The following is a 22,839-nucleotide window of genomic DNA, read 5'->3' as shown; positions in this document are numbered from 1 at the left end:
ACGGCACCGCCGGATTGGCCTATCATCAAGGTTTTTTCCACTGATGAATGATCCTGATGACCGTCCGCAGCCTCTCTAATGAACTTGCAACCAGCGACATGCTCGAAATCGATGGCCTGCATGCCTTTGACTTCAAACTCGACGACCAGAAGCTGTCGATCATGTGCATGGATGGCCGCGCTGAAAAACGCTGGTCCTTCAGCCTGGCGCAAGTGCAGGCCGCAACCTTTGATGAAGCCTTGCAAAGTTGGACCCTCACCGGTGATTCGGGCGAGCACCGCCTGGTGTGCATGGCCGCCTTCACCGGCAACAATAACGACGAGGAAGACGAGCATGATGATGCGTAAATTCTGGCCCCTGCTGATGGCCGGCAGTGTCGGCGCGATGTCGGTACAGGCGGCGCCGGCCGACACTTATGAACTGTTGGTGGGCAGCTACACCGCCGGCACCAGCCAAGGCATCTACCGGTTGCAGTTCGACAGCCGCACCGGCCAGTTCCAGGGCGAGCCGGTGCTCGCGGCCAAGGCAGCCAACCCCTCGTGGTTGACGGTGTCCAAGGACCAGAAGCATCTGTTTGTGGTGAATGAAAACGGCCCGGGCCAGAAAGACCCGGTGGGCCGTGTGAGCAGCTACAGCATCGACCCGCAGAACCATCAGCTGACCCTGGTCAACCAGGTGCAAAGCCTGGGCAATGAGCCTACGTATTCCAGCGTCGCGGCTGATGGCCGTTACCTGTTCGTGGCCAACTATTCGGTATTGGAAGACCCGGGTGGCAGCCTGGCCGTGCTGCCGGTGGACGCCAGTGGCAAGCTGTCCGCGCCGGTGCAGTTGAGCGGGCACCCGGCCAGCCGCGTGAACCCTGAGCGCCAGGCGTCCAACCATGTGCATTCGGTGGTGTCGTCGCCGGATGGCAAGTACGTGTTTGTGCAGGATCTGGGGGCGGACAAGGTCTTTGTCTACCACTACGACCCCAAGGCCAACCACGAACTGCCGCTGACCCCGGCCGATCCAGCCTTCGTGCAATTACCGCCAGGCAGCGGTCCGCGTCACTTGCTGTTCAGCGCCGATGGCAAGCATGCCTGGCTGACCACCGAGATGAGCGCCCAGATCGCCGTGTTCGACTACCACGACGGCAAGCTCAACCAGACTCAACTGCTCGATTACGCCGCCGGGCAACCGGTGTCCGACAAGGCCGGTGCCGCGCTGCATGCGTCCAGTGATGGCAAGTTCCTCTATGTGAGCAATCGCGGCACGGCCAATCAACTGCTGGTGTTCAGCATTGACCCGGCGACCGCGCACCTCAAGGAGCTGCAGCGCCGCTCCGTTGAAGGCGATCACCCGCGCGAGTTCAGCCTGGACCCGAGTGGCAAGTTCCTGCTGGTGGCCAACCAGAAAAGCAATGCAATCGTAGTGGTCGAACGTGACCCCAAGACCGGCCTGCTGGGTAAAACCGTGCAGAAACTGGCGATCGATGCGCCCAGCGACCTCAAGTTCCTGGTGCGTCAATAAGCCACAGGCCCCGCACGGCGGGGCCTGACTCCTTGTATTAATTCTATTAATAGCGGCTACTGTTTCAAAGCATTTCTAAGGTTCAGCCCTCGGGCGTAAGTTGGGTTCCAAGGCCTTCCCCGGCCACTCAACCAAACGAACACAAGGGTTACTGACATGAACTTGAACCTCTTCTCCATCATCGCCGCCTCCGCTGTTTCCGCCACCGTAGCCTTGCCTGCCGCCGCCAGCGTGGACGTTGCCGGTAAAAAATCCAGCACCAGCGCCTACACCCAGAAATACCTGCAACAAAGCGCCAACTTCTACGCCGCACTGGACCACAAGACCCAACACTGATTGCCAGGCAACACAGATCAAATGTGGGAGCTGGCTGGCCTGCGATGAACTCAACTCGGTAAATCAGTTGGACCGAGTCGTCAGCATCGCAGGCCAGCCAGCTCCCACATTTGATTGTGTGGATGGCAGGTTATGGTGTGTTGGCAAGTGATGGTTGTGGTTGTGGTTGGCAGGTGACTGGGTTCTGGCAAGTGATGGTTGTGCTTGTCAGGTGATGGAGTGCTGGCAGGTGATTATGGGGTTGGCAGATCTATTGTGGCGAGCGGGCTTGCCCCGCGTTGGGCTGCGAAGCGGCCCCATTGCAAGCGCCCGGGTTTGACCTGACACACCTAGGCGCCGGGTCCTGGGGCTGCTGCGCAGCCCAACGCGGGGCAAGCCCGCTCACCACAAGATGCGAGCTCACCCCAAGAGGTCCTTTCACCATGGGAGGCCAGCTCAACCCAAGAGGTCCTTTCACCATCTGAAGCCCGTTCAGCACAAGAAGCCCGCCGGTAAGAGATCCAGTGTCTTCCCTGCACTGAATGCCAGGCCACATAGCTTCCACATTTGATTGTGTATGGGCAGGTGATTGTGGGGTTGTCAGGTCTATTGTGAGGTTGGCAGGTCTATTGGGGGGCGGGGCTATTGTGGAGTTGGCAGATCTATTGTGGGGTTGGCAGATCTATTGTGGCGAGCGGGCTTGCCCCGCGTTGGGCTGCGAAGCGGCCCCATTGCAAGCGCCCGGGTTTGACCTGACACACCGAGGCGCCGGGTCCTGGGGCTGCTGCGCAGCCCAACGCGGGGCAAGCCCGCTCACCACAAGAGGCGAGCTCACCACAAGAGGTCCTTTCACCATGAGAGGCGAGCTCACCCCCAAGAGGTCCTTTCACCATCAGAGGCCAGCTCACCCCAAGAGGTCCTTTCACCATGGGAGGCCTGCCCACCATGAGAGGCCCTTTCACCCCAAGAATCCCGCTCCCGCATTTTGATCTGCGCTCAGCCTGAAGGTTTTGCCATTACCGCTGCAAACAGCGGCGACTCCAGAAAGCGTTGCAACCAGGTTTGCAGCCTGTGATAAGGAGTACCGGCAAACCACTCGCGATCCACATGGGCAAACTGGCGCACAAACGGTGCCAGTGCGACGTCGGCCAGGCTTAAATGCCCGGCCAGCAAGTAGTCATTTTTCGCCAGCAACCCCTCCAGCTGCTGCAAAAACACCTCGCCTTCGGCCCGATAGTGTTCCATCGGCTGCTGCGGGTAGCGTTCGGCATACTTGTATCGATTCAAGTGATGTTTGAACACCTGGTCATTCTCGGCAATCAGTTCCAGCACCCGCGGGTCACCCCCGAGCAACCAATCCTCAGGGTCATTTTGCGCCAAGGCCCATTGCATGATCTCCAGGCTTTCCTCGATCACCCGACCGTCGACGCAAAGCACCGGCACCGTGCCCTTGGGCGATAGCGCCAGCATCTCGGCCGGTTTGGCCTTGAGGCTCACCTCGACGATCTGCACCGGCACGCCGCAATAGCGCAACGCCAACCGCGCCCGCATGGCATACGGGCAGCGCCGGAACGAATACAGCAGCGCCTCGCTCACTTGACCTCCAGGGTGCTCAAGCCATTGCCCTGGCGCTTGACCTGGATCTGCACCGGGATGCGTTCGTGCATCTCCTGCACGTGGGAGATCACCGCGACTTTGCGGCCCTGGGCCTGCAGGCCATCGAGGGCGTCCATCGCCAATTGCAGGGATTCGGGGTCGAGGCTGCCGAAGCCCTCGTCGATAAACAGCGACTCGATCTTCAACGTACTCGACGCCATCGATGCCAGGCCCAGCGCCAGGGCCAGCGACACCAGGAAAGTCTCGCCTCCCGACAGTGAATGCACCGAGCGCAGTTCATCGCCCATTTCCGTATCCAGTACCAACAGGCCGAGCATGCTGCCGCCGCGCTTGAGGCGATAGCGACGCACCAGTTGGCGCAATTGCACGTTGGCGTGGTGCACCAGCAGGTCGAGGTTGTAGGTCTGGGCGATCTTGCGGAAAGTGTCGCCGTTGGCCGAGCCGATCAGTGCATTCAGGCGGGCCCAGCGTTGCCATTCGTCATAGGCCCTGGCGATCTGCTCGCCGAGGGCATGGTTGGCGTCCTGGCGGCGCTGGTCTTCGGACTGGCGCGCGCGCAGTTCCGCGCAGTGTTTCTCGCCCTCGGCCAGTTGCTGGTTGAGCGCGGCCAGGGTGCTGTCGAGGTGTTCGGCGTCCAGGTTGCCGTTGTGCAGGGCCTGGTGCTCGGCGAGGCGTTGCTCGCGTTCCTGCAGCAGGACCTTGGCCTGTTCGACGGCTTTTTCGCTGTGCTGCAGCTGTTGGCGCAGCGCGTTGATGTGCGCCTCGTCGAGGGCCAGCAAACGGGCCAGGCCTTCGTCGTCCAGTTCGGGGTGCAGCGCGCGCCAGGCCTGCAGGCGCGTGGCGAGACCCTGTTGCTCGGCTTGCAGCGCCTGCTGGCGTTCCTGCTGGGCCTTGAGGTCGGCGGCCAATTGGATCAAGGCGTCGCGCGTGTCCTGCAGTTGCTGGTTGGCGCCGGTTTCGCTCTGGCGTGACTGCGCCACCGCCTGGTCGAGTTGCTGCTGCCAGTGTTCGGCGCTGGGGTGCTCGCCGAGCAGGGCGCTGAGTTTTTCCTCGGCGGCCTGCCGTTGTGCGGCCAATTCCGCGACCTGCTGGAGCAGGGCGTCGAGTTGCTGCTGGCGATGTTGCTGGTGGGTTTGTTCTTTCTCGATGGCCTGCTGGCGCTCCTGCTGCTCGGCCAGTTCGTCGCGCTGATGGCCCAGTTGCTCCAGGCGTTGGCTGACCTGCTGGTCCAGCTGCATGAACGTCGCGGCCGGTTCGCGGCGCAAGCCTTCGAGGGTATCGGCGGGCAACAGGCTGGCGAAGGCGTTGAGTTCTTCGTCGAGGCGCTCGCGGTCGTTGTACAGCTCGCGCTGTTGGTCCACCAGCAACTGGCGGGCCTGCTGGCTGGCATCCTGGGCTGCCTGCAGTTGTTGCTGTAGGCGGCCGGCGTTTTGTTGCAGGTTGAGCAGGGCGCCTTGGCGCTGTTCGTCCTGGGCGATGTTCTGGGTCAGTTGGCTGAGTTGCTGGGTCAGCCAGTCGCTGCGCTTGGCCGTGTCCTGATTGAACAGCGTGGCCGCCAGCGGATGCGCATCCAGGCTCGGCTTGAGGCCTTGCTGTTGGCTGACCACCTGCTCCTGTTGTTGCAGGAATTCCTTTTGCTGGGCAATCAGGCCGCCGACTTCGCCGCGCAGCTCGGTGAGTTTTTCCTTGAGCGTGTCGACGGCTGTCTGCGCCGCCGCCTCTTCGCTGTCGTCATGCCGACCGAGGCTTTGCAGCAAGGCTTCGGGCTGGTGATAGGGGTGCTCATGGCTGCCGCACACCGGGCACGGCTGGTCATCCTGCAACTGCTCGCGCAACTCCTCGACGCTGGCACTGCGGGCCAGGCGCTGGCGTTCCAGCAATTGCTTGGTCACCGTCAGGGTTTGCTCGGCGACGGTCAGCTCGGCCTTGGCTTGCAGGCCGGCCTGGTTCAGTTGTTCGCGTTGTCGCTGGGCGTCCGCGAGTTTTTGCGTCAGCGCACTGGCCTGCTGGTCCAGCTGTTGCTGGCTGTCCCACAACCGCGTGAGGTCTTCAAAGGCGCGCTGTTGCTTGCGATTGTCCTGTAGCAGGCTGGCCAGCAATTGGATCTGCTCGGCCACGGCATGGGGTTCGGCACCCGCTTCCTGATACAGCAGGTCCAGGGCGTCGCGTTGCTCGGCGAATTTTTCTGCGGCGCGGGTGGCCCGCTGTTCCAGTTGCGGCAGTTCGGCCTGGCCTTTGTTCAGGCGATTGCCAATCAGCATCAGCTGTTGCAGGCGGTCGCGATAGGCGCTCCAGGCATCGCTCAGTGGCGCGAGGGCGGCGCTGCGCTCAAGCTCGGCGGCCAGCCGCTGCAGGCGCTCGGCAACGTGGGTGTGCTTGTCCTGCAAGCCCTTGAGCAACGCCTGGCCTTCGGTGCAGGCGGTTTCTTGCTGGAGTTTGTCTTCGGTGCGCTTGGCCAGGTCCTTGGTCAAGTGGGCGAGGGTGTTGTGTTCGGCGAAGGCTTGCAGCAGCAGCGGGGCGGCGTCAGCTTGCTGCTTGAGGGCCTCGGCCAGCGCGGCGTGCGCGGCCGCCTGCTGCTGGAGTGCCTGCTCCTGGCGGGTCTGCAGCTCGGCCTGTTGCGCCAGATGCGCCTGAATCTGCGCGGCCAAGGGCGTGAGCAGATTGTCGAGTTCGGCCTGGCGCGCAAAGTGATGGCGCTGCGGCGCCAGTTGGTCCAGGCGGCTCAGGTCCTGGCGTTGCGGGCCCAGGCTGTCCCACTCGGCCTGGGCGCGCTGCAATTGCTCGGTCGCGCTGAGCTGGCGGTCTTGCCACTCACGCAGCTCCTTGAGCCAGGTGTGCTGCAGTTCCAACTGCTTGAGTTGCGCCTGTTGCGCCTTGAACTGCTGTTGGGCAGCGTTGAATTGCTCGTCGAGTTCGGCGCGGGCCTCGGCGGCCAGGGGCACCACACCGGTGGCCTGGTCCTGCAGGTGTTTGTGCGCGTCCTTGGCTTCCTTGGCCTTGTCGAACGCGCGGCGACCGAGCTGGGTGTAGAGCGCGGTGTCGGTGAGCTTTTCCAGCAGTTCGCTGCGCTCGTTGTCATTGGCCTTGAGGAACGCACTGAATTCGCTTTGCGCCAACAACACGGCGCGGGTGAACTGCTCGAAATTCAGGCCCAGGGCCAATTCCAGCTGGGTCTTGTATTCGGTTTTCTGGCTGGCCAGCAGTTGGTCGCTGTCGAGGTCGATCAGGCTTTGGCGGCTGTTCTGCAACTTGCCGCTGGCCTTGTCGCGGGCGCGATTGGCTTCCCAGCGCGCGCGATAACGACGGCCATTGACGCCGACGAAATCCACCTCGGCATAGCCGCCGCCGGTACCGCGTCGGACCAGGGTGCGCGGGTCGCCGATGGAAATATCCGTGTCGGCGTCCGGCATCTTGGCCTGGCCGGTATCACCCAGGCGTGGCACCGCGCCAAACAGCGCCAGGCACAGCGCATCGAGCAGGGTACTTTTACCCGCACCGGTCGGCCCGGTGATCGCGAACAACCCGGCACTCGCCAGCGGCTCGGCGGTAAAGTCGATTTCGAACGGGCCGGCCAGCGAGGCGAGGTTTTTCAGGCGGATGGCAAGAATCTTCATGGCTGTTCCCCCGCGTGTTGCACTTCCTGGAGCAGCACGGCGAAATCCTTCAAGGTCTGTTCATCTACCTCGCTGCCGTAGCTGTCCTGCCAGGCGCGGCTGAACAGCTCCTGGGGCGTGAGCTGGTCGAGTTCGACCAGGCGCTCTTCGTCAGTGTCGTCACTGCCGCGCTTGCCTGCATAGTCGGCGGCGATGCGCACCAGGCGCACAGCCTTGCCTTGCAGCGCGGTTTCGATTTGCTGGCGCAGGTCCGGTTGCGGTTCGTCGAGGCGCACGCGCACTTCCAGCCACGGATGGCGCTGTGTTTCGGCGAGCAGGTCGATGTCGGGCAAATCCGCCAGCTGTTTGAGGATGTCCGCCAGTGGCGCGGCCTCCAGGCGCTGCAGGTTGACCGAACGCGGGATCAGGAGCGGCTCGACACTCACCAGGCACTGGCCCTGGAAGGTCACATCGAGAATCTGATGCTTGTAGCCGATTTCGGAAAAAGACAGCGGAATCGGCGATCCGCTATAACGAATGCGCTCTTCGCCATTGACCCGTTGCGGCTTGTGCAAATGGCCGAGGGCCACATAGTTCACGCTGTTATCAAACAAGCTGGCCGGCAGCGCCTCGGCGTTGCCGATGATCAGGCTGCGCTCGGAATCTTCCGACACCGAACCGCCAGCCATGTGCGCGTGGCTGATGGCTATCAACGGCTGGCCTTTTTTGCGTTTGGCATTGGCCGCCGCGATCAACCGTTCATGCACCTGGCCAATCCCCCGCAGGTAATCGTCGCCGAGGTGGGCGCCGGTGACTTCCGCCGGGCGCAGAAACGGCAGCGCCAGGCACCAGGCGGCGACCTTGCCGTTGGCGCCGGGCAGCGGGATCAGCAGGCGTTCGGCGTCCAGTTCGCCATCCTCCAGCCACAACACGCGGCCCAGTGCATGAGTGCGCAGGCGCCGCATCAACGGCGCGGGCAGTTCGATGCGCGAGCCGGAGTCGTGGTTGCCGGCGATCATCACAATGGTCAGTTTCGGATTTTGTTCGTGGGCGCTGATGATGAAGTCATACAGGCGCTCCTGGGCCTTGAGCGGCGGGTTGACCGTGTCGAAGATATCGCCGGCGATCAGCAGCACATCCGGGTGCTGGGTGCCGATCTGGCGCAGCAGCCATTCAAGGAAGCAGGCGTGTTCGAAGTCGCGTTCCTGGCCGTGCAGGTTTTGGCCAAGGTGCCAGTCGGAGGTGTGGAACAGACGCAAGGCGAACTCCGTGGGGAAGATGAAGAGGAGGGGGAGTTTACCTGTAAATGGCGCGATTCTTTCACCCTCCGAATGCTCAACGGTGAACGTCAGGCGGGTTCGCCTTGGAAACCTCTGACTCAAGGGAGAGATAGCGCATGGTCACAGACGCTATTCGTATCGTTTGTCGGCGCAGGACGGCAGTTGTTATTGCGTACATACGTGCTTGTTTCAATCTTGAATCATCAGATGAACGGTCGCCTCACCTGTTAAATATGACAGTAGACAGTCCATTTTCGGCAGCGCTTACTGTCTGTGCGTGTTTAGAGCAGGACAATATTCAACTTCATTATCCCAAAGACAATGGCGAAGGGCTGGTGCGTGAACGTGGTGAGGAGCTGATTATTCGCGCGGTGACTGAGTCTGAGGGTTAGTGTGATTTTCTAATAACTGAGGCTTATCTCATGTCAATTCCTGTAGCAACTAATGTGACGATTATCGGTGAGGCCGTTGCGGGTGCAGTGGTCCGCGGTAGTTATTTTTACGTTGATGATGTTCCCGAGCAAAACTCTATCTATCGCTGGTATATAGACGGCGTTAACTATCTCACTGCCAGAAGCCTCGACTTTCAAATCCAGGCCTCCCTCAGCGGGGCAAAAATCAGGTTTTCGGTAACGCCGATGAACGCCGATGGTGAAACCGGTATAGAAACTTTTTCGATGGAGATTGCCGTCGTAAACGGCTATCAAAATATCTCCGACGAAGAGCACCGTAATAGTTTTATGTCACAACGCGGTCATTGTTCTTATTACGTGCCCGACCCTAACGATAAAGTCTTCGTCGCGAGTGCGTTGGCCTTTTCGCTGACCGACGGCAAAACGCAAAGTGTGCATGTTAGAGGACGTGCTGATCATGCCGGTGAACCGCCACAGGCAATACGCGATTATCTGAAAAATAATCCAGCCACGCGTATGTTCTCGACCGAGCGGGATTTTGGTGCACTGGTCCCGGTCTTGGGCAGTACCAAGCGACTGTTGTTGTGGGGGACTAATATGGCCAATATTCCCCCGCAACTGGATTTGAATAACATTAAGTACGTGTATAGCAATCGCACCGCAGTGGCCTTTATTTACGACAATCCGGCGCCAGGGAAAAACACCATCGGTGCCTTTGGCAACGCCGCGAATGGCGGGGTGGTACCAGAGGATATTCAACGCAAACTGCTCTTCGATCTGCCCAAGGCAATCTATGCAACGGAATCTGCATTTTCAGTCGTCACTCTCAAGGGGAACGTCTATGCCTGGGGAAATGCTGCGGCCGGAGGCAGTATCTCGCAGGCGGCTGAGAACTATTTGATGGCGATGAAGGTTGAGCGGATTGTCAGCACTGCCGGTGCGTTTTGCGCCATTGGTCCGCAAACCGTCAATGACCCTGAAATCAAACACGTCGTGGCGTGGGGTGACGCAGCCAACGGCGGGCAAATCTCTTCCGAGGTCCTGACGTACATCCTTGACCAGGACGGTGTTGAGCAGGTGGTGGCTAACCGCAATGCATTCTGCGCCATTACCAAATACCGCAGAAGAGCGATCAGTTGGGGCGCTGCAGCCTATGGAGGCACCATGAATGAAGATGCCAAAAGACTCGCTGCCGGCGGCAATATCCTGTTATGCCGGGGGTCTGCCTGGGCGTTCTGCATGTTCAATAACTCCGGGCTGTCCGCCTCTTGGGGCCAGGCGGGTTACGGTGGGCTTGCCGGTCAAGACGATGGGCAAGATAACGATGCGGGGAAAGTCTTTGAAAAAAGCGGAGAAAAGTACCGCATTGAAGCGCTCTTCGACGATATGCACGTCAACGATTGGTATCAACAACATCGTTCGCCGACACGCCACAACGCCACCTGTGATCCAAGCGCAACCCCAGGTGCCAACTTAGGCGAAATTGTCACCCCCAATGGCATCATCAGCCTTTACTCCAATGACTCCAGCTTCTTCATGGTTGCCAAGGAATCCGATGGGAGTACCAAGGATCTGTTTTCGTGGGGCCAGCCCACGGGAGGTGGCGCTATTCCACCCGCTACCCGGCAAGTGCTGATGGGCAGTCTAATAACGGATGTGCACTGCACGAATGGCGCCTATGGCGTGATTAGCACACAAGGCTCTGCCAGTGGCGCGGTCAACGCATTTGGCGGTGGCACTGCTTATCAGGATGCAGGTGACGTTCCGGGTGAACTGCAAGAGTACATGAGGGCAAATGTGAGTGGGTTGTACGCGTTGAAGTTCTTGCCGCCTTATGCCCCTACCGGCGCACGATCAGCGTCAGCCTTCGCCGCCAGGCGAACAGATGGACAGTACGTGGTGTGGGGGGGCGGAACAAGTGTGACGGATGAGTTGTATAACCCGGTCGATTCATGAGGGCGTACGTTTTGGACGGCGCTCAGCGGCTTGCGTTTTTGAAGGCCGTTGCGGAGGGCTGCCAACACTTTTTATTCCCAGAGTTGGAGAGTCAGTCATGAGTAACGTGAAGAAAAAGGCGGTTGTTGATGCGGTCCCCACTGCCAGTGAAGTGCAGGTTCTGGGCTATATCTTAGTGCACGCCACGGTGCGTGGTTTTTATCGGTATGACGCGAATGGTGCCAGCCATGAAGGGCTGTCAAGCTTTTATTGGTACCTTAATGGGCAACGCCTGGAGGCGGAAGGGCAGCGGGACTTCAACATCAGGCCTTCCGATGAGGGTAAGTATCTGCAGTTTTCGGTGGTGCCTGTTGACTCGAATAACGTAGCAGGCAGCGAATATTTTTCGCCTCAGTACCTAATTGTTTCAGGCTTCCAGGGTATATCGGACGAGGAAAACGAGTGGTGTTATCTAAAACAGCGCGGTAATTTTTCATTTCACGTCCCGGAACCCGCAGACAGGCTGTTTGTTTCCAGCGGTGGGGTGTTCGCGTTGCTTGAGCCCACCAGCGGCGATGTTCATTTGGAAGGACAGACCGGCTGGGGGTTGCCTGTGCCGCCCGCGATCGTGAACTTTCTAAAGAATAATAAAGCGATAAAGTTGTTTTCGGCAGAGTTCAGTTTTGCCGCCTTGGTGAGTGTCGGCAGTACCAATCAATTATTATGCTGGGGCAACACCGTTCCCCCCACGGCGCCTATTCTTCGGGGCGTAAAGTCGGTTTACAGCACCCGAAGTGCGTTTGCCGTGATCCATGACAATCCTGCTCCAGGCGCAAACAGTATTGCTGCGATTGGCCCGGTTAATAATCCGGCCTCGACGGTGCCTGACCAGATCCAGCGAGAGTTGTGGTTCGACCCGCCCGAAGCCATCTACGCGGCAGACGATGCATTTGCGGTTCGAACTCGAAACGGCAGGGTGTATGCCTGGGGGCAACCCAATAATGGCGGCAACATTCCGCCCGATGTGCGCGCGCAACTGGATGCGATGTTTGTGACTCGAATAGTCGCGTCGGCGGTTTCGTTCTGCGCCATCGGAAGAGATGGCGACATTGCGGTGTGGGGCGCCGTCGACGGTGGTGGAACCATTCCCTCTGATAGATTGGTCAGAATCCTCGACGATGGTGGTGTGCAATCGGTTATTGCCGCGACGGCATCGTTCTGTGCCATCACGCGAGATAGGCGTAGAGCGGTCAGTTGGGGCCGGGCTGCTGAAGGCGGCGATATGAATGCCAGCGCCGCTGCACTCGCCGCACGTGGCAACATCATTTTGTGCAGGTCCGCACGTTGGGCGTTTCTGATGGCCAACAGTAGCGGCCAGGCGGAGGCTTGGGGAGCGCCTCAATATGGCGGCGCGCCCTTGACGGCTCAAGAAAAAGACAGCTACAGACAGGTGATCGAGGGTGCAAACGCCGAACCGGGTTATCCTCGCCGGCGGGGCGAAAGCGCCGAAGCGCCGAGACTGCGCAGGAACGTTTCGTCCTCGGCGATCATTGTCGACGGTAATCTCAGCCTGTATGGCAACGATGTCAGCTTCTTTTTACTGAGCCGTCGTGATGACGGCACCACCAACGCTATTGTGCTGACAGGGCTGAACACCCATGGCGGGACAATGGACCCGGCGGTGCGCCAGATACTGATGGCCAGCCTGATTCGTGATGTCTACTGCACCAATGGTGCGTACGGCGTTATCACTACGCAGGGAGGTACCGACGGGGCGGTATCCGTCTGGGGAGCCACACTGGCGATGGAAGATGCCGGTGAGATTCCTCCAGAGCTGTCTGAATACCTGCTCAGCGGGGTAACGGAGCTGTACTCTATCAAGCGTTTCCCCTACGTGGTCCTGCCACCGCCACCTCCTCCTAGGCCTCCGCATACTGATCCTTCCTTTGCAGCACGTCGCGTCGATGGTACTTACGTATTATGGGGCGGGAATGTCAGGAACCAGTATTTCGACCCGAGGGCTGCACGCTAGCGCTGCTCTTTATCCAGTCGCCCACATAAACAACCCGCGCATGTCGCGGGTTGTTTATGTGGGCAGGTTGGGCATTTTCACCTATGCGAGGTGGCTCACTGCACGAGGGCTACCTCCCGTATTTGGATCTGGTCCATGAAAAAGGTGCTGGTTGCATTAATAGAGAACGCTATTTTTGCCTGCAGTGTTTGTGTGGGCGGGGTCGCAGCCGTTGTAAAGATATGGCTGAACTTCTCCCAATTGCGGTCCGGGGTCACGATCCTCGTAACCGTCGTGTCACCTAAGCTGATCTTGGCTGTCGTCTGGGAGGCACTACCGGTGGTTTTGCAATAGAAACTGACTTCGTATCGGGTGGCTGCCTTCAAGTTTTCAAAGGTTTTCTGTATGCCGGGCTCAATGGCCTCAAAGTTGCTTTTGGTTGCGCGCCAGACGACATTTTCGGCGCCCTCAATCATCAGGTCTCCCTTGCCGTTGACGCTGTTCATCCAGCCGTTCCAGTTGAAGTTGTAGAAGTCGGTCAGGTCGCGGAAATAATCGACACGGACGTTGTAGATTCGCGTCGGGAAGGCTACGGCCAAGGTTTTACTCAGGCTTTGAGAGAATCCGACCCATACCTGGATGGTCAGCGAGGACCGGTCCATGAGGCGCTGGAGAGCCTCGATGGGGGTTGGCGGTTGCAGTCCGCCGATAGCGTCAGCCTCGCCCAGGCGGTGGGAGATATAGGTCATCTCGTGATAGGCGTCGCCGTTGTTCAATGTTCCGTGGTATTCCATCCAGATACGGCTGTCGGGATGAATGAACGGCCACACCGATGTCAGGGTGCGAGCCCCGGCTACCAACTGCGAAAGTACCAGGTCAACGGCGTCGCCGACGCCCTGGATAAACGGGGTGGGCAATCCGGTCAGCGGCAGCAGTTCCAGATTCAATATTTCCGATTCGTAGGGAATGGCACCGCGGAAAAAATGGTACTGCACGCTGATGCGGTTGCCGCCTTCGCGAATACCTTTGGCGATAAACTCACTTGGGATCGGGGCGCTGACCTCGTTGGTGACGGGGTCGCCCTGTACGTCTGTGGCGTAGCTACCAATGCCATCCGGGCTGAGCCAGTCGACAAAAATTCGATCGGTGGCGTGCATCGGCCGGAATTTCAACAACACGTTCGCGCCCGACAAGGCTGCCAAGGGGTCGAGACGATCCGGGAAGCGCTGGGCTTCAGCGACTTCCGGAGGCTCCAGTTCCACACCCGGGCCAACGGTGAGGTTCAGCACCTCCGAGCGCAACACCTGCCGGGGTGGTCCGACGCGTTCCAGGCTGTAGCTGATGCGCAGGCTGCCGTTGAGGTTGAAGTCGAGGATGGTGCGGCTGACCGGGAATGGCAGGGGCCGGCCGGCCGTTGCGGGGTTGATCAAGATGGTGCCATTGGCCGAGCCGCCCAGGGCCGAACCGACGCAGCTCCAGTGGTACACGTTGCCGTCTTGAGCCCCGAGGTAGGGCAAGGTCAGCACTACGTCAGGTCCGATGATGTGGTCCGGGTTGATATTGTTGCCTTCGGTACCTTCCAGTTGTGGCAGTGGCATGTCAGCGACACGCTCGCCCACTTGGGCGCCTACCTCAGTCGATTTGCGCGAGGTGACACCGTTAGTCACCACGTAGTAGAAATAAATCAGGCCCAGGCCGTTGAAACGTTGCAGGTCCTCCTTCTTCACACGGCGGCTGCCACCCTGGGCGCCCGCCAGTTGAGAGTCGATATAGGGGGTGCCACCGCCGCCGGGTATGCGGCGCTCGATGTGCAGGGTCTCCAGCCAGTCGGGGTCGTGCGGTTCGTAGAAAGGTATGGTGACGGTGATGTCATGGGCTGGGTCAATCAAGCCCAGTTCGATCGGGTTGATCGTCACCCCCGGCATCAATACCGGCGTGCCGATCACGGTGACGGTGTTGGTGCCGGACTGGCCCAGGGATTCGCCACCGGCGGTTTGCCAGAGGAACGACACCCGGAACGAGCCGCCGACCAATTGTTGGATAATTTCACGGTCAACGGGCACCGTGGTCGAGCCTCGGTTGTTGTCTATCGCCGCCGGCAGCGCGAAGTCCCGCGTTGAGCCATCGGCCAGGGTGGCGAACAGGCTGACGAAAATCTGGTGCCGTGGGTTTGGCGCGGGGTTTTCTCGGACGGTGAAGACCAGTACTTCAAAGATCGAGTCGCTTTGGGTGTCGAAGTCGATCTGGTAGGACTCCTCGTCATCGACCAGGAAATTCGGTGCTTCCAGCAGGCTGGGGTCCAGTTCGCTCATCAGGATGTAAGGCTTGGAATACGCGTATTTTTCCCCGGACATGTTCTCCACCACATCCTGCACCCGAAAGCGCAAGTTCAGGGGCCCCATTAGGCCGCCCTGGAGGATGATGTCTTTGCTGACGAACACCCGGATCGGTCCGCTGCCGGCCGCCTCTGCAGGGCTGACGATGTGTATGACGAAGATGCCGTCCCAGGACAGTTCGATGCGGTCGTTCTGGCGGATATGTTTATACGGTTCGATCAGGCACCACACCCCGCGTTCGGCAATAGGCGGATTGATCGTCGAGCCTTCCGGCAAGCCCTCGACGGTCATCACCAGGCCGGTATGCCACGGGCAGCCCGGGTCAGTATCAGTGCCGCCGGGGCGAGTGGTCTTGATCAGGATGGTTTGCAGCGGCGAGGTGCTCTCCTGGCCGGAGCTGGGGCGCAATACCCGGCCGTAGATCTGTATCTCGCCTTCCGGAACGTGCTCTCTGGGCACGAACAGGCCATACCTTTGCTCGTCTTCGAAGACATTATCGGCCGCTACTGGGTTAAGCAGGTCCTCCAGGTAAAGGGCGTAAAAGTCGAAAAAGTTCCAATCGAACCACTTTTCAAACACGAAGTAGGCATACGGGGTGATATGGCGGATGGCCAGGCCGTACACGCCGTTTTCCGGGTAAAGGGTGGCGTGCAGGGGGATATGGGGGTAGGCGGAAAAAGGCGGGTCGAGGTCTTCGACCCGCCGGGGGCTGTTGGCCGTTGGATTGTGGGTGTTGTAGGCCACCATGTCCTGTGACAGCAGCAGCGGTGGGGCTTCATCACCGCGGGAATCGGCGGCGGGATCAACGGGTAGATTGGACATGGAACAGACTCCTTGCTGGAGGGGATGCGCGCGGAAACGGGCGCGCATGAGGCAAGGAAAATCAGACACCCGCCGGGGGTGGGCGTCTACCTGTCAGAATTGACAGTGGCGACGGATGGTCTGTCGTCTCCTGTGGGAGCGGGCTTGCTCGCGAATGCGGTGGGTCAGTCAGTGCAGGGGGAACTGATAGACCGCCTTCGCGGGCAAGCCCGCTCCCACATTTTTGAACCGTGGCCACTGTTGCCCCGCGATGCTTCAGGGATCTGGACGCCAACCGCGTCTAGGCCAATGACGGTCATGAGCTGCGAGTCCTTCACGGGCGATGGAGTTCTGCCTCGCTTGCGCTAACCCATGTGGGAGCGGGCTTGCTCGCGAAGGCGCTGGTCCTGTCAAATCACTAGCGACTGACACGCCGCTTTCGCGGGCAAGCCCGCTCCCACATTTTTGAACCGTGGCCACTGTTGCCCAGCGATGCTTCACGGATCTGGACGTCTAACGCGTCTAAGCCAATGACGGCCATGAGCTGCGAGTCCTTCACGGGCGACGAAGTTCTGCCTCGCTTGCGCTAACCCATGTGGGAGCGGGCTTGCTCGCGAATGCGGTGGGTCAGTCAGTGCAGGGGGAACTGATAGACCGCCTTCGCGGGCAAGCCCGCTCCCACATTTTTGAACCGTGGCCACTGTTGCCCCGCGATGCTTCACGGATCTGGACGCCAACCGCGTCTAAGCCAATGACGGCCATGAGCTGCGAGTCCTTCACGGGCGACGAAGTTATATCCCGCTTGCGCTAACCCATGTGGGAGCGGGCTTGCTCGCGAAGGCGGTGGGTCAGTCAGTGCAGGGGGGACTGATAGACCGCTTTCGCGAGCAAGCCCGCTCCCACATTTTTAAGCGTGCCCACTGGTGCCCCGCGATGCTTCACGGATCTGGACGCCAACCGCGTCTAGGCCAATGACGGCCATGAGCTGCGAGTCCTTCACGGGCGGCGAAGTTCTATCCCGCTTGCGCTAACCCCTGTGGGAGCGGGCTTGCCCGCGAATGCGGTGGGTCAGTCAAATCACCAGTGACTGACGCGCCGCTTTCGCGAGCAAGCCCGCTCCCACAGGGTTTTGTGGTGTGGCTGAGTCCGGCTTACTTGGGGTACAGCGGCGGCAGGCTGGTGGTATCGGTCGCAGGATCGAGTTCACGCTCGGCCATCGGGATGGCCTTGATCGCGCGCCACAGGTCTTCGCCCAGCCAGTACTGGCCGCTCTCGCTGTACAGCGCACCATTCAGGCCATCCAGCGCATCCGACAACGGCACAAAGCGCGCGGCCATGTCCGCCAGGGTTTCCGGCTGCTGGCGCGCCCAGGCGTCCAGCGCCTGGCGCGTGGCTTGCGGGTCGTTGGCCTGGGTGGCGCGCTTGAGGTCGTCGAGCAGGGAGCGCGGGCTCGGGCCGGTTTGCGCCGCGCGCAGCACCGCCGGCTGCCAGCGTGCACGCCACCACAGGCCGAAGCCCAGCAAGGTGGTGCAGGCCAGGATCAGCGTACTCAGTTGCCACAGCCACAGGCGGCTGTCGTCCGGAGCGGTGATGATCGTCGGCGTGGCAGGGGTGTCCACCACCAGGCTCGGGTTGTTCGCCACTTGCAGGGTGCGCGCCGGCAGGCTGGTGCGTTCCAGATGGTCCTCGTGGGTGTTCCACCACACCACGTCGACGGCGGGTAACTCCAGGGCGCCGACGCGATTGGGCACCAAGGCTTCACGGTCTTCACGGCTACCGATCAGGCCGCGGTCGTTGGTCTGGTTGCCAAGTACCGGCTGGTCCGGATAACGCCGCAGGCCGTTGATGTCGGTGCTCGGCAGGGCCGGCAGTTGCGCACTGGACAAACCCTCGGCCTTGACCGTGAGGCTGCGGGTCAGCGAGTCACCGACCTGCACGTGTTCGGGCTCGGGGTTCCAGCTTTCGCTCAGGGTCAGGCTGCGTGCCGGCAGCCAGGCGGCGTCGGCGGGGTAGAGCTCCGGCTTGGGTTTGACCGTCAGCGACAGGGGCGTCGAACTCACGTGGATCAGCTTGCCGGGCTTGGTGCCCTGCAAGGTGTTTTCCTGTGGCGGGCGCGATTCCACCAAAGTCGCGCTGAAGGTCTGGGCGGGAACCTCCAGGGCGCCGCTGTGCTGCGGGTAGATCGCGTAGCGGGTTTCGATCACGCCATGGCGAATGCTGTTGATGACTTTCTCGTAGGTGCGCGACTCGCCCAACTGCTCGACCCGCGCATCCGGGATCTGCAACGGCGTGAGGCTGCTGTCGTCATACAGCGACACCGAGTGGTACACGCGCACGGTCAAGAGTGCCTGGGCCTGCACGTAAACGCTGGTCTGGTCGAGATTGGCCTCGACGAACACCGGCGCCAGTTCCGCGCTGCTGTCCTGGCTGGTGGTTTCGACCACTTGCAGGCTGATCGGCTGGGTCTTGTACTCGCCCACTTGCAGGGGCGGGATCACCACGGTGCCGTTCTGCTTGGGCAGCAGGGTGATGATCCAGCGCGTGGTGGCGTGGTTGTCGCCGCCCAGGGTGGTGAGCTGGTTGAGTTGGCGCGTGCCGCTGACTTCGAACTGCTCGTCCAGCGGCGACAGGTCGGGTTTGCCGAACTGGGTAACGTCGCTGGATTCCACCGTCAGCTCTACCGTCTCGCCGGAATTGAGGCGGCTGCGGTCGACACTGGCGACCAGGCTCGCCGCCTGGGCGTGGCCTGCCGACAGCGCGAGCAAAAGCAGTAGGGTCGTGCGGCGGCTCATCGAGTCTTGTCCTGATGTTGTTGCTGTTCGTACCAGAATTTACGCCGCAGCAGTTCGCCGGGGTTGTCCGGAATCTCCCGCAGCCACTGCTCCAGCGCCTGGCGATGTTCACCGTCGAGGCTGGCGTCGGCAGGGCGCAGCGGCGGGGTGGTGGTCTGCTCATCCCCGAGTTCGCTGCCCGGTACTTCGTTACCGCCGGGTTGTGGCGTGGCGCCGGCCTTGGTATCACCGGTGCCGGCTTCGCCTTGTCCCTGGGACGACTGCTCACCACCCGTGGCACTTTGCCCGCTGGCGCCTGGTTGCGCAGTTTGGCCGGGTTGCGTGGTTTCGTCATCCTGGTTTTTTGCAGGTTTTTGCGGCTCGGGGTTTGCCTGTTCCTGCATCAGGGTTTCCACCAGGGCCTTGTTTTTCAGGGCCGGCTGCAGGTCGGGCTGGGCTTCCAGGGCCTGTTCGTAGGCATCGATCGCCGCCTCCAGCTCGCCCGACTTGGCCAGGGCGTTGCCGCGATTGTAGTGGGCGTAGGCGTCATTGCTCTGGGCGAAACGCTTGATGGCCTCGGCATAGTTGCCGGCTTCGTACAGTGCGACGCCTTGCCATTGCGGGTCTTCGAAGTGCTCCGCGGCTTCGGCGGGGCGTTTTTTCTTCAGCAGGTATTGGCCTTGCTGGTCGGGGCGCAGCCACAGGTCCTGCAGGCCGAAGGCATAGCTGGGTTGCGGTGCAACCAACAGCAGCAGCGGCAGGCAGAACAGCCAGCCACGCCGCCCGGCGCAGGCCGCGAGCAGCAACAAGGGGAGCAGCAGCCAATAACCCTGGTCGGCCCAGGTGTCGAGGTGCAGCAGTTGGCCGTCGTTGCGCAGGGTCTGCGGCGGGTCCAGCACGCCGAGCTGGCGCAGGTCTTTGTCGTCCAGGCGCGCGGCGCGGTAACGGCCGCCCATTTCGCTGGCGAAGGCCTTGAGCGTCGGGCTGTCGAGGCGCGGCACCAGGATCGCGCCCTGTTCGTCCTTGAGGAATTCGCCGCTTTCCTGAGTCACCGGCGTGCCTTCGCGGCTGCCGATGCCGAGGATCGACAAGCTCGGCGCCTGGCCGCTTTGCAGCAACAGGCGGATGCCTTGGCGTTCCTGTTTGGACAAGGAAGAACCGATCAGCAACAGCCGGCCCTGGCCCAGGCCACCTTGCTTGAGCAGGCCCAGGGCTTTTTCCACTGCGAGGTCAGCGCGGTGGCCGACTTCGGGCATCAGCGAGGGGCGCAGCGCATCGAGCAGGTTGCGGCTGGTGGCCAGGTCGTCGGACAGCGGCACCAGCGTGTGGGCACTGCCGGCGTACACGACGATGGCGGTTTGCGCATCCGTGCGCGCCTGCAACAGGTCATACAGCTTGCGCCGCGCCTGTTCCAGGCGGTTTGGCGGACTGTCGGTGGCGAGCATCTCCGGGGTCAGTTCCAGCAGCACCACCAAGGGATCAGAAGGTTTCTGGCTCGACTGTTCGACCCGCTGCCAGCTGGGGCCAAGCAATGCCAGCACGGCCAGCAGCCAGGCGATGCCGAGCACCACCCACGGCGATTTGCTTTCGCGGCCATTGCCGCCGCTGAGCAGCACCGCATGAAAGGCCGGCGGCAGGATCATCTGCCAGCGCCCGGCGCGTTTTTGCCGGTGCCACAGTTGCCACAGCAGCCAGCCGAGCAGGGGCAGCAGCAACAGCCACCAGGGACGGAACCAGTGCGGCCACAGGTCGATCATCGACGCCTCCGCAGACGCAGGCGTTTGAGGCGCTGGCGCCATTCGGGATGCTGCTGCAGGAAGCGCCCACGGGTCGACAATTTGTTCAACAACCGTTGCAGCGCGTTGTTCGGCCAGCGTTCCTGGATCACCAGCAGCATGCTCAATACCAGTGCCAGGGCCAGCGGCGCGCTGTACAGCGCGAGTGCCGGGCGGGCCTGGGTTGGTTGCTGTTCGACCGGTTCGAGTTTGTCGAGGGTGTCCTTGATCGCTTGCAGCTCTTCGCCGTCGCGGGCGCGGAAGTATTGCCCGCCGGTGGCCTCGGCAATCGCCTTGAGCGCGGGCTCATCGAGGTCCAGGCTCGGGTTGACGCCGAGGATGCCCAGCGAGCCGGTTTGCTCAGGGTCGGCGCCGATGCCGATCGGGTAGATCTTCACGCCTTCTTCAGCGGCCAGGCGCGCGGCGGTCAGCGGGTCGATCTGCCCGGCGTTGTTGGCGCCGTCGGTGACCAGGATCAGCACGCGGCTTTGCGCCGGGCGCTGGCGCAGGCGTTTCAAGGCCAGGCCGATGGCGTCGCCGATGGCGGTGTTCTTGCCGGCGATGCCGATGCGCGCCTCGTCCAGCCAGGTGCGTACGGTGTGGCGGTCAAAGGTCAGCGGTGCCTGCAGGTAGGCCTGGCTGCCGAACAGGATCAGGCCGACGCGATCACCTTCGCGCTCTTCGAGGAAGTCGCCGAGCAGATGCTTGACCAGGCTCAGGCGGCTGACGTCATCGTCCTGCCAGTGCATGTCGGGAAAATCCATCGAGCCGGACACGTCTACCGCCACCAGCAGGTCGCGGCCACTGGCGGCGATTGGCAACGGCTCGCCGAGCCATTCCGGGCGCGCGGCGGCGGTCAACAGCAGCAGCCACAGGACCACGAACGGTGCCTGTTGGCGCCAGCCCGGCAGATTGACACGGGCACGGCGCCGGGCCAGGCCTTCGAGGTCGCTGAGGTAGCTGACCTTGAGGGCCGGCTCGCCGCTGTCGGCCACCGGCAACACCAGGCGCATCAGCCACGGCAAGGGCAACAGGATGAAGATCCACGGCCAGGCGAACTCAAACATGTTTGCGAATCCAGGTGTCGACGGCCTGGGTGAGGCCGGCGATGGCCTTGTCGTCGAGTTTGCATTCGGGTTTGTAAGCGCCTTCGACCAGCACCATCCAGCGCGTCAGGCCGGCGGCGGGGCAGCGGTTGTCGAGGAATGCCAGCCATTTGCGGCCGTTGAGGGTGTGGCTTTGGCTGTAGGGGTAGTCGTTGCGGCACAGGCGCTTGAGCAGGCCGTTGAGTTGTTGCAGCCAGGCACCGGCAGGGGCGCCGTCGTAGGGCTTGGGCATCAGCGCCAGCTCCGCCAGGGCGGCGATGCGCAACGGGTCCAGTGGTTGTTCGGCGCGCGCCACGGGACGCCGCGCAGGCAGGAAACGCCGCAGCGACCACAGGCCCCAAGCGAGCAACGGGATGATCACCAGCAACAACCACCAACCCGGCGCAGGCGGCCAGAAGCCGATGCTCGGCGGCGCGATCAGCGGTTGCAACTGGTCGAGGCTGCTCATTGCTTTTTAACCGGGCGTTGAGGGTTGAGGTACTCGCGCAGTTGCTCGACCATTTCGCTCTGGGTGCTCAGGGGCATCAGCAGGATGCGCAGTTTTTGCGCGAGCAGTTCCCAGCGGGCGATGCGCGCTTCGGCCTGGGCCTTGTAGGCCTGGCGCAGGTCGAAGTTCAGCGTGTCCAGCTCCAGCTGCGCGCCGCGTTCGGCAAAGCGCAGCAGCCCGGCGGCGGGCAGGGCGTGGTCGAGCGGGTCGGAAATCGGCAACAGCAGCAGGTCGCAATGGCGTGACAACAGGCTCAGTTGTTGTTCGGCGCCTTCGGTCAGCGCGCGCTCGTCGCAAATCACGATAACCAGGCTGCCCGGGCGCAGCACTTCGCGGCCCCGGCGCAGGGCCATGCCCAGGGCGTCGGCTTCCGGGCGGCTTTCGGTGTTGAGGCTCTGGTTGACGCGCACCAGGCGGTTGAGCAGTTGCAGCAGGCTTTGCTTGCTGCGTCGCGGCTTGATTTCGTAGTGCTCGCTGTCGCCGAACACCAGCCCGCCCACGCGGTCGTTATGCCCCAGCGCGGCCCAGCCGATCAGGCTGGCGGCCTGGGCGGCGAGCACCGACTTGAACATCTGCCCCGAGCCGAAAAACAGCCGGCAACTTTGCTCGACCATGATGAAAATCGGCCGTTCGCGTTCTTCGTGAAACAGTTTGGTGTGCGGCTCCTGGGTGCGTGCGGTGACGCGCCAGTCGATGGTGCGCACATCGTCGCCGGCCTGGTACACGCGCACCTGGTCGAAGTCGACACCGCGCCCGCGCAATTTGGAGTGATGCAAGCCGATCAGCGGGCTGCGCTGGCTGGGGGTGGAAAACAGCTGCACTTCGCGCACGCGGTGGCGCATCTCAATCAATTCGCTGAGTGTGACGCGGATTCCATCGCTTGCGTTCAT

Annotated in this window: 15 protein-coding genes; 6 read left to right on the top strand and 9 right to left on the bottom strand. The window is 61.6% G+C overall.

Features of this window, described 5'->3' with window-relative positions:
* Positions 1-56: 56 nt before the first annotated feature.
* The 3 genes from JFU04_RS16240 to JFU04_RS16230 all read left to right on the top strand — a co-directional run bounded on the left by JFU04_RS16240 (position 57) and on the right by JFU04_RS16230 (position 1,845).
* On the top strand, positions 57-347 hold the full coding sequence (locus tag JFU04_RS16240; protein WP_201144908.1) for a DUF5629 family protein: 291 nt from the start codon (positions 57-59) through the stop codon (positions 345-347).
* Positions 334-1,509, top strand: coding sequence for a lactonase family protein (locus tag JFU04_RS16235; RefSeq protein WP_065907866.1), 1,176 nt, complete (start codon positions 334-336; stop codon positions 1,507-1,509). Before JFU04_RS16240 ends, JFU04_RS16235 begins: the two co-directional genes overlap by 14 nt.
* A 156-nt stretch (positions 1,510-1,665) precedes the next feature.
* A complete protein-coding gene (locus tag JFU04_RS16230; RefSeq protein ID WP_065907868.1) occupies positions 1,666-1,845 on the top strand; it encodes a hypothetical protein in 180 nt (59 codons plus the stop codon).
* 975 nt (positions 1,846-2,820) lie between these two features.
* Here the strand turns inward: JFU04_RS16230 and JFU04_RS16225 are convergent.
* From JFU04_RS16225 to JFU04_RS16215, 3 genes are read right to left on the bottom strand one after another with little or no spacing between them, the layout of a single operon-like run.
* Entirely contained in the window at positions 2,821-3,420 is a 600-nt protein-coding gene (locus JFU04_RS16225; RefSeq protein ID WP_201144906.1) for a glutathione S-transferase N-terminal domain-containing protein, read from the bottom strand.
* Positions 3,417-7,055, bottom strand: a complete 3,639-nt coding sequence (locus tag JFU04_RS16220) for an SbcC/MukB-like Walker B domain-containing protein (RefSeq protein WP_201144904.1) — start codon at positions 7,053-7,055, stop codon at positions 3,417-3,419. The genes JFU04_RS16225 and JFU04_RS16220 overlap by 4 nt, the downstream gene beginning before the upstream one ends.
* Positions 7,052-8,293 (bottom strand): exonuclease SbcCD subunit D C-terminal domain-containing protein, encoded by a 1,242-nt coding sequence (locus JFU04_RS16215; RefSeq protein ID WP_065907877.1) that lies wholly within the window; start codon positions 8,291-8,293, stop codon positions 7,052-7,054. The genes JFU04_RS16220 and JFU04_RS16215 overlap by 4 nt, the downstream gene beginning before the upstream one ends.
* Positions 8,294-8,430: 137 nt before the next feature.
* Between JFU04_RS16215 and JFU04_RS16210 the strand changes: the two genes are divergently transcribed.
* The 3 genes from JFU04_RS16210 (at position 8,431) to JFU04_RS16200 (ending at position 12,694) form a co-directional block, all read left to right on the top strand.
* On the top strand, positions 8,431-8,706 hold the full coding sequence (locus JFU04_RS16210) for a hypothetical protein (protein ID WP_162946100.1): 276 nt from the start codon (positions 8,431-8,433) through the stop codon (positions 8,704-8,706).
* Between the two features lie 30 nt (positions 8,707-8,736).
* Complete coding sequence (locus JFU04_RS16205; protein WP_120448816.1) at positions 8,737-10,683, top strand: hypothetical protein; 1,947 nt, start codon at positions 8,737-8,739, stop codon at positions 10,681-10,683.
* Between the two features lie 97 nt (positions 10,684-10,780).
* Complete coding sequence (locus tag JFU04_RS16200) at positions 10,781-12,694, top strand: hypothetical protein (RefSeq protein WP_201144902.1); 1,914 nt, start codon at positions 10,781-10,783, stop codon at positions 12,692-12,694.
* A 95-nt stretch (positions 12,695-12,789) separates the two neighbouring features.
* Here JFU04_RS16200 and JFU04_RS16195 read toward each other — a convergent pair whose 3' ends face one another.
* The 6 genes from JFU04_RS16195 to JFU04_RS16170 all read right to left on the bottom strand — a co-directional run bounded on the left by JFU04_RS16195 (position 12,790) and on the right by JFU04_RS16170 (position 22,839).
* Positions 12,790-15,831 carry a hypothetical protein gene (locus tag JFU04_RS16195; protein ID WP_201144900.1) on the bottom strand — a complete coding sequence of 1,014 codons (3,042 nt, stop codon included), beginning with the start codon at positions 15,829-15,831 and terminating at the stop codon, positions 12,790-12,792.
* A gap of 1,130 nt (positions 15,832-16,961) precedes the next feature.
* Complete coding sequence (locus tag JFU04_RS16190; protein WP_201144898.1) at positions 16,962-18,602, bottom strand: BatD family protein; 1,641 nt, start codon at positions 18,600-18,602, stop codon at positions 16,962-16,964.
* Entirely contained in the window at positions 18,599-20,338 is a 1,740-nt protein-coding gene (locus tag JFU04_RS16185; RefSeq protein ID WP_120448813.1) for a tetratricopeptide repeat protein, read from the bottom strand. The genes JFU04_RS16190 and JFU04_RS16185 overlap by 4 nt, the downstream gene beginning before the upstream one ends.
* Positions 20,335-21,423: a vWA domain-containing protein gene (locus JFU04_RS16180; RefSeq protein ID WP_106803625.1), complete on the bottom strand. Its 1,089-nt coding sequence runs from the start codon at positions 21,421-21,423 to the stop codon at positions 20,335-20,337. Before JFU04_RS16180 ends, JFU04_RS16185 begins: the two co-directional genes overlap by 4 nt.
* Positions 21,416-21,910 carry a DUF4381 domain-containing protein gene (locus JFU04_RS16175; RefSeq protein WP_065907893.1) on the bottom strand — a complete coding sequence of 165 codons (495 nt, stop codon included), beginning with the start codon at positions 21,908-21,910 and terminating at the stop codon, positions 21,416-21,418. Before JFU04_RS16175 ends, JFU04_RS16180 begins: the two co-directional genes overlap by 8 nt.
* Positions 21,907-22,839: a DUF58 domain-containing protein gene (locus tag JFU04_RS16170; RefSeq protein WP_049712996.1), complete on the bottom strand. Its 933-nt coding sequence runs from the start codon at positions 22,837-22,839 to the stop codon at positions 21,907-21,909. Before JFU04_RS16170 ends, JFU04_RS16175 begins: the two co-directional genes overlap by 4 nt.

Source organism: Pseudomonas sp. TH21, from assembly GCF_016651025.1.
Classification (GTDB): domain Bacteria; phylum Pseudomonadota; class Gammaproteobacteria; order Pseudomonadales; family Pseudomonadaceae; genus Aquipseudomonas; species Aquipseudomonas aylmerensis.
This window is presented reverse-complemented; position numbering and strand designations above follow the sequence as displayed.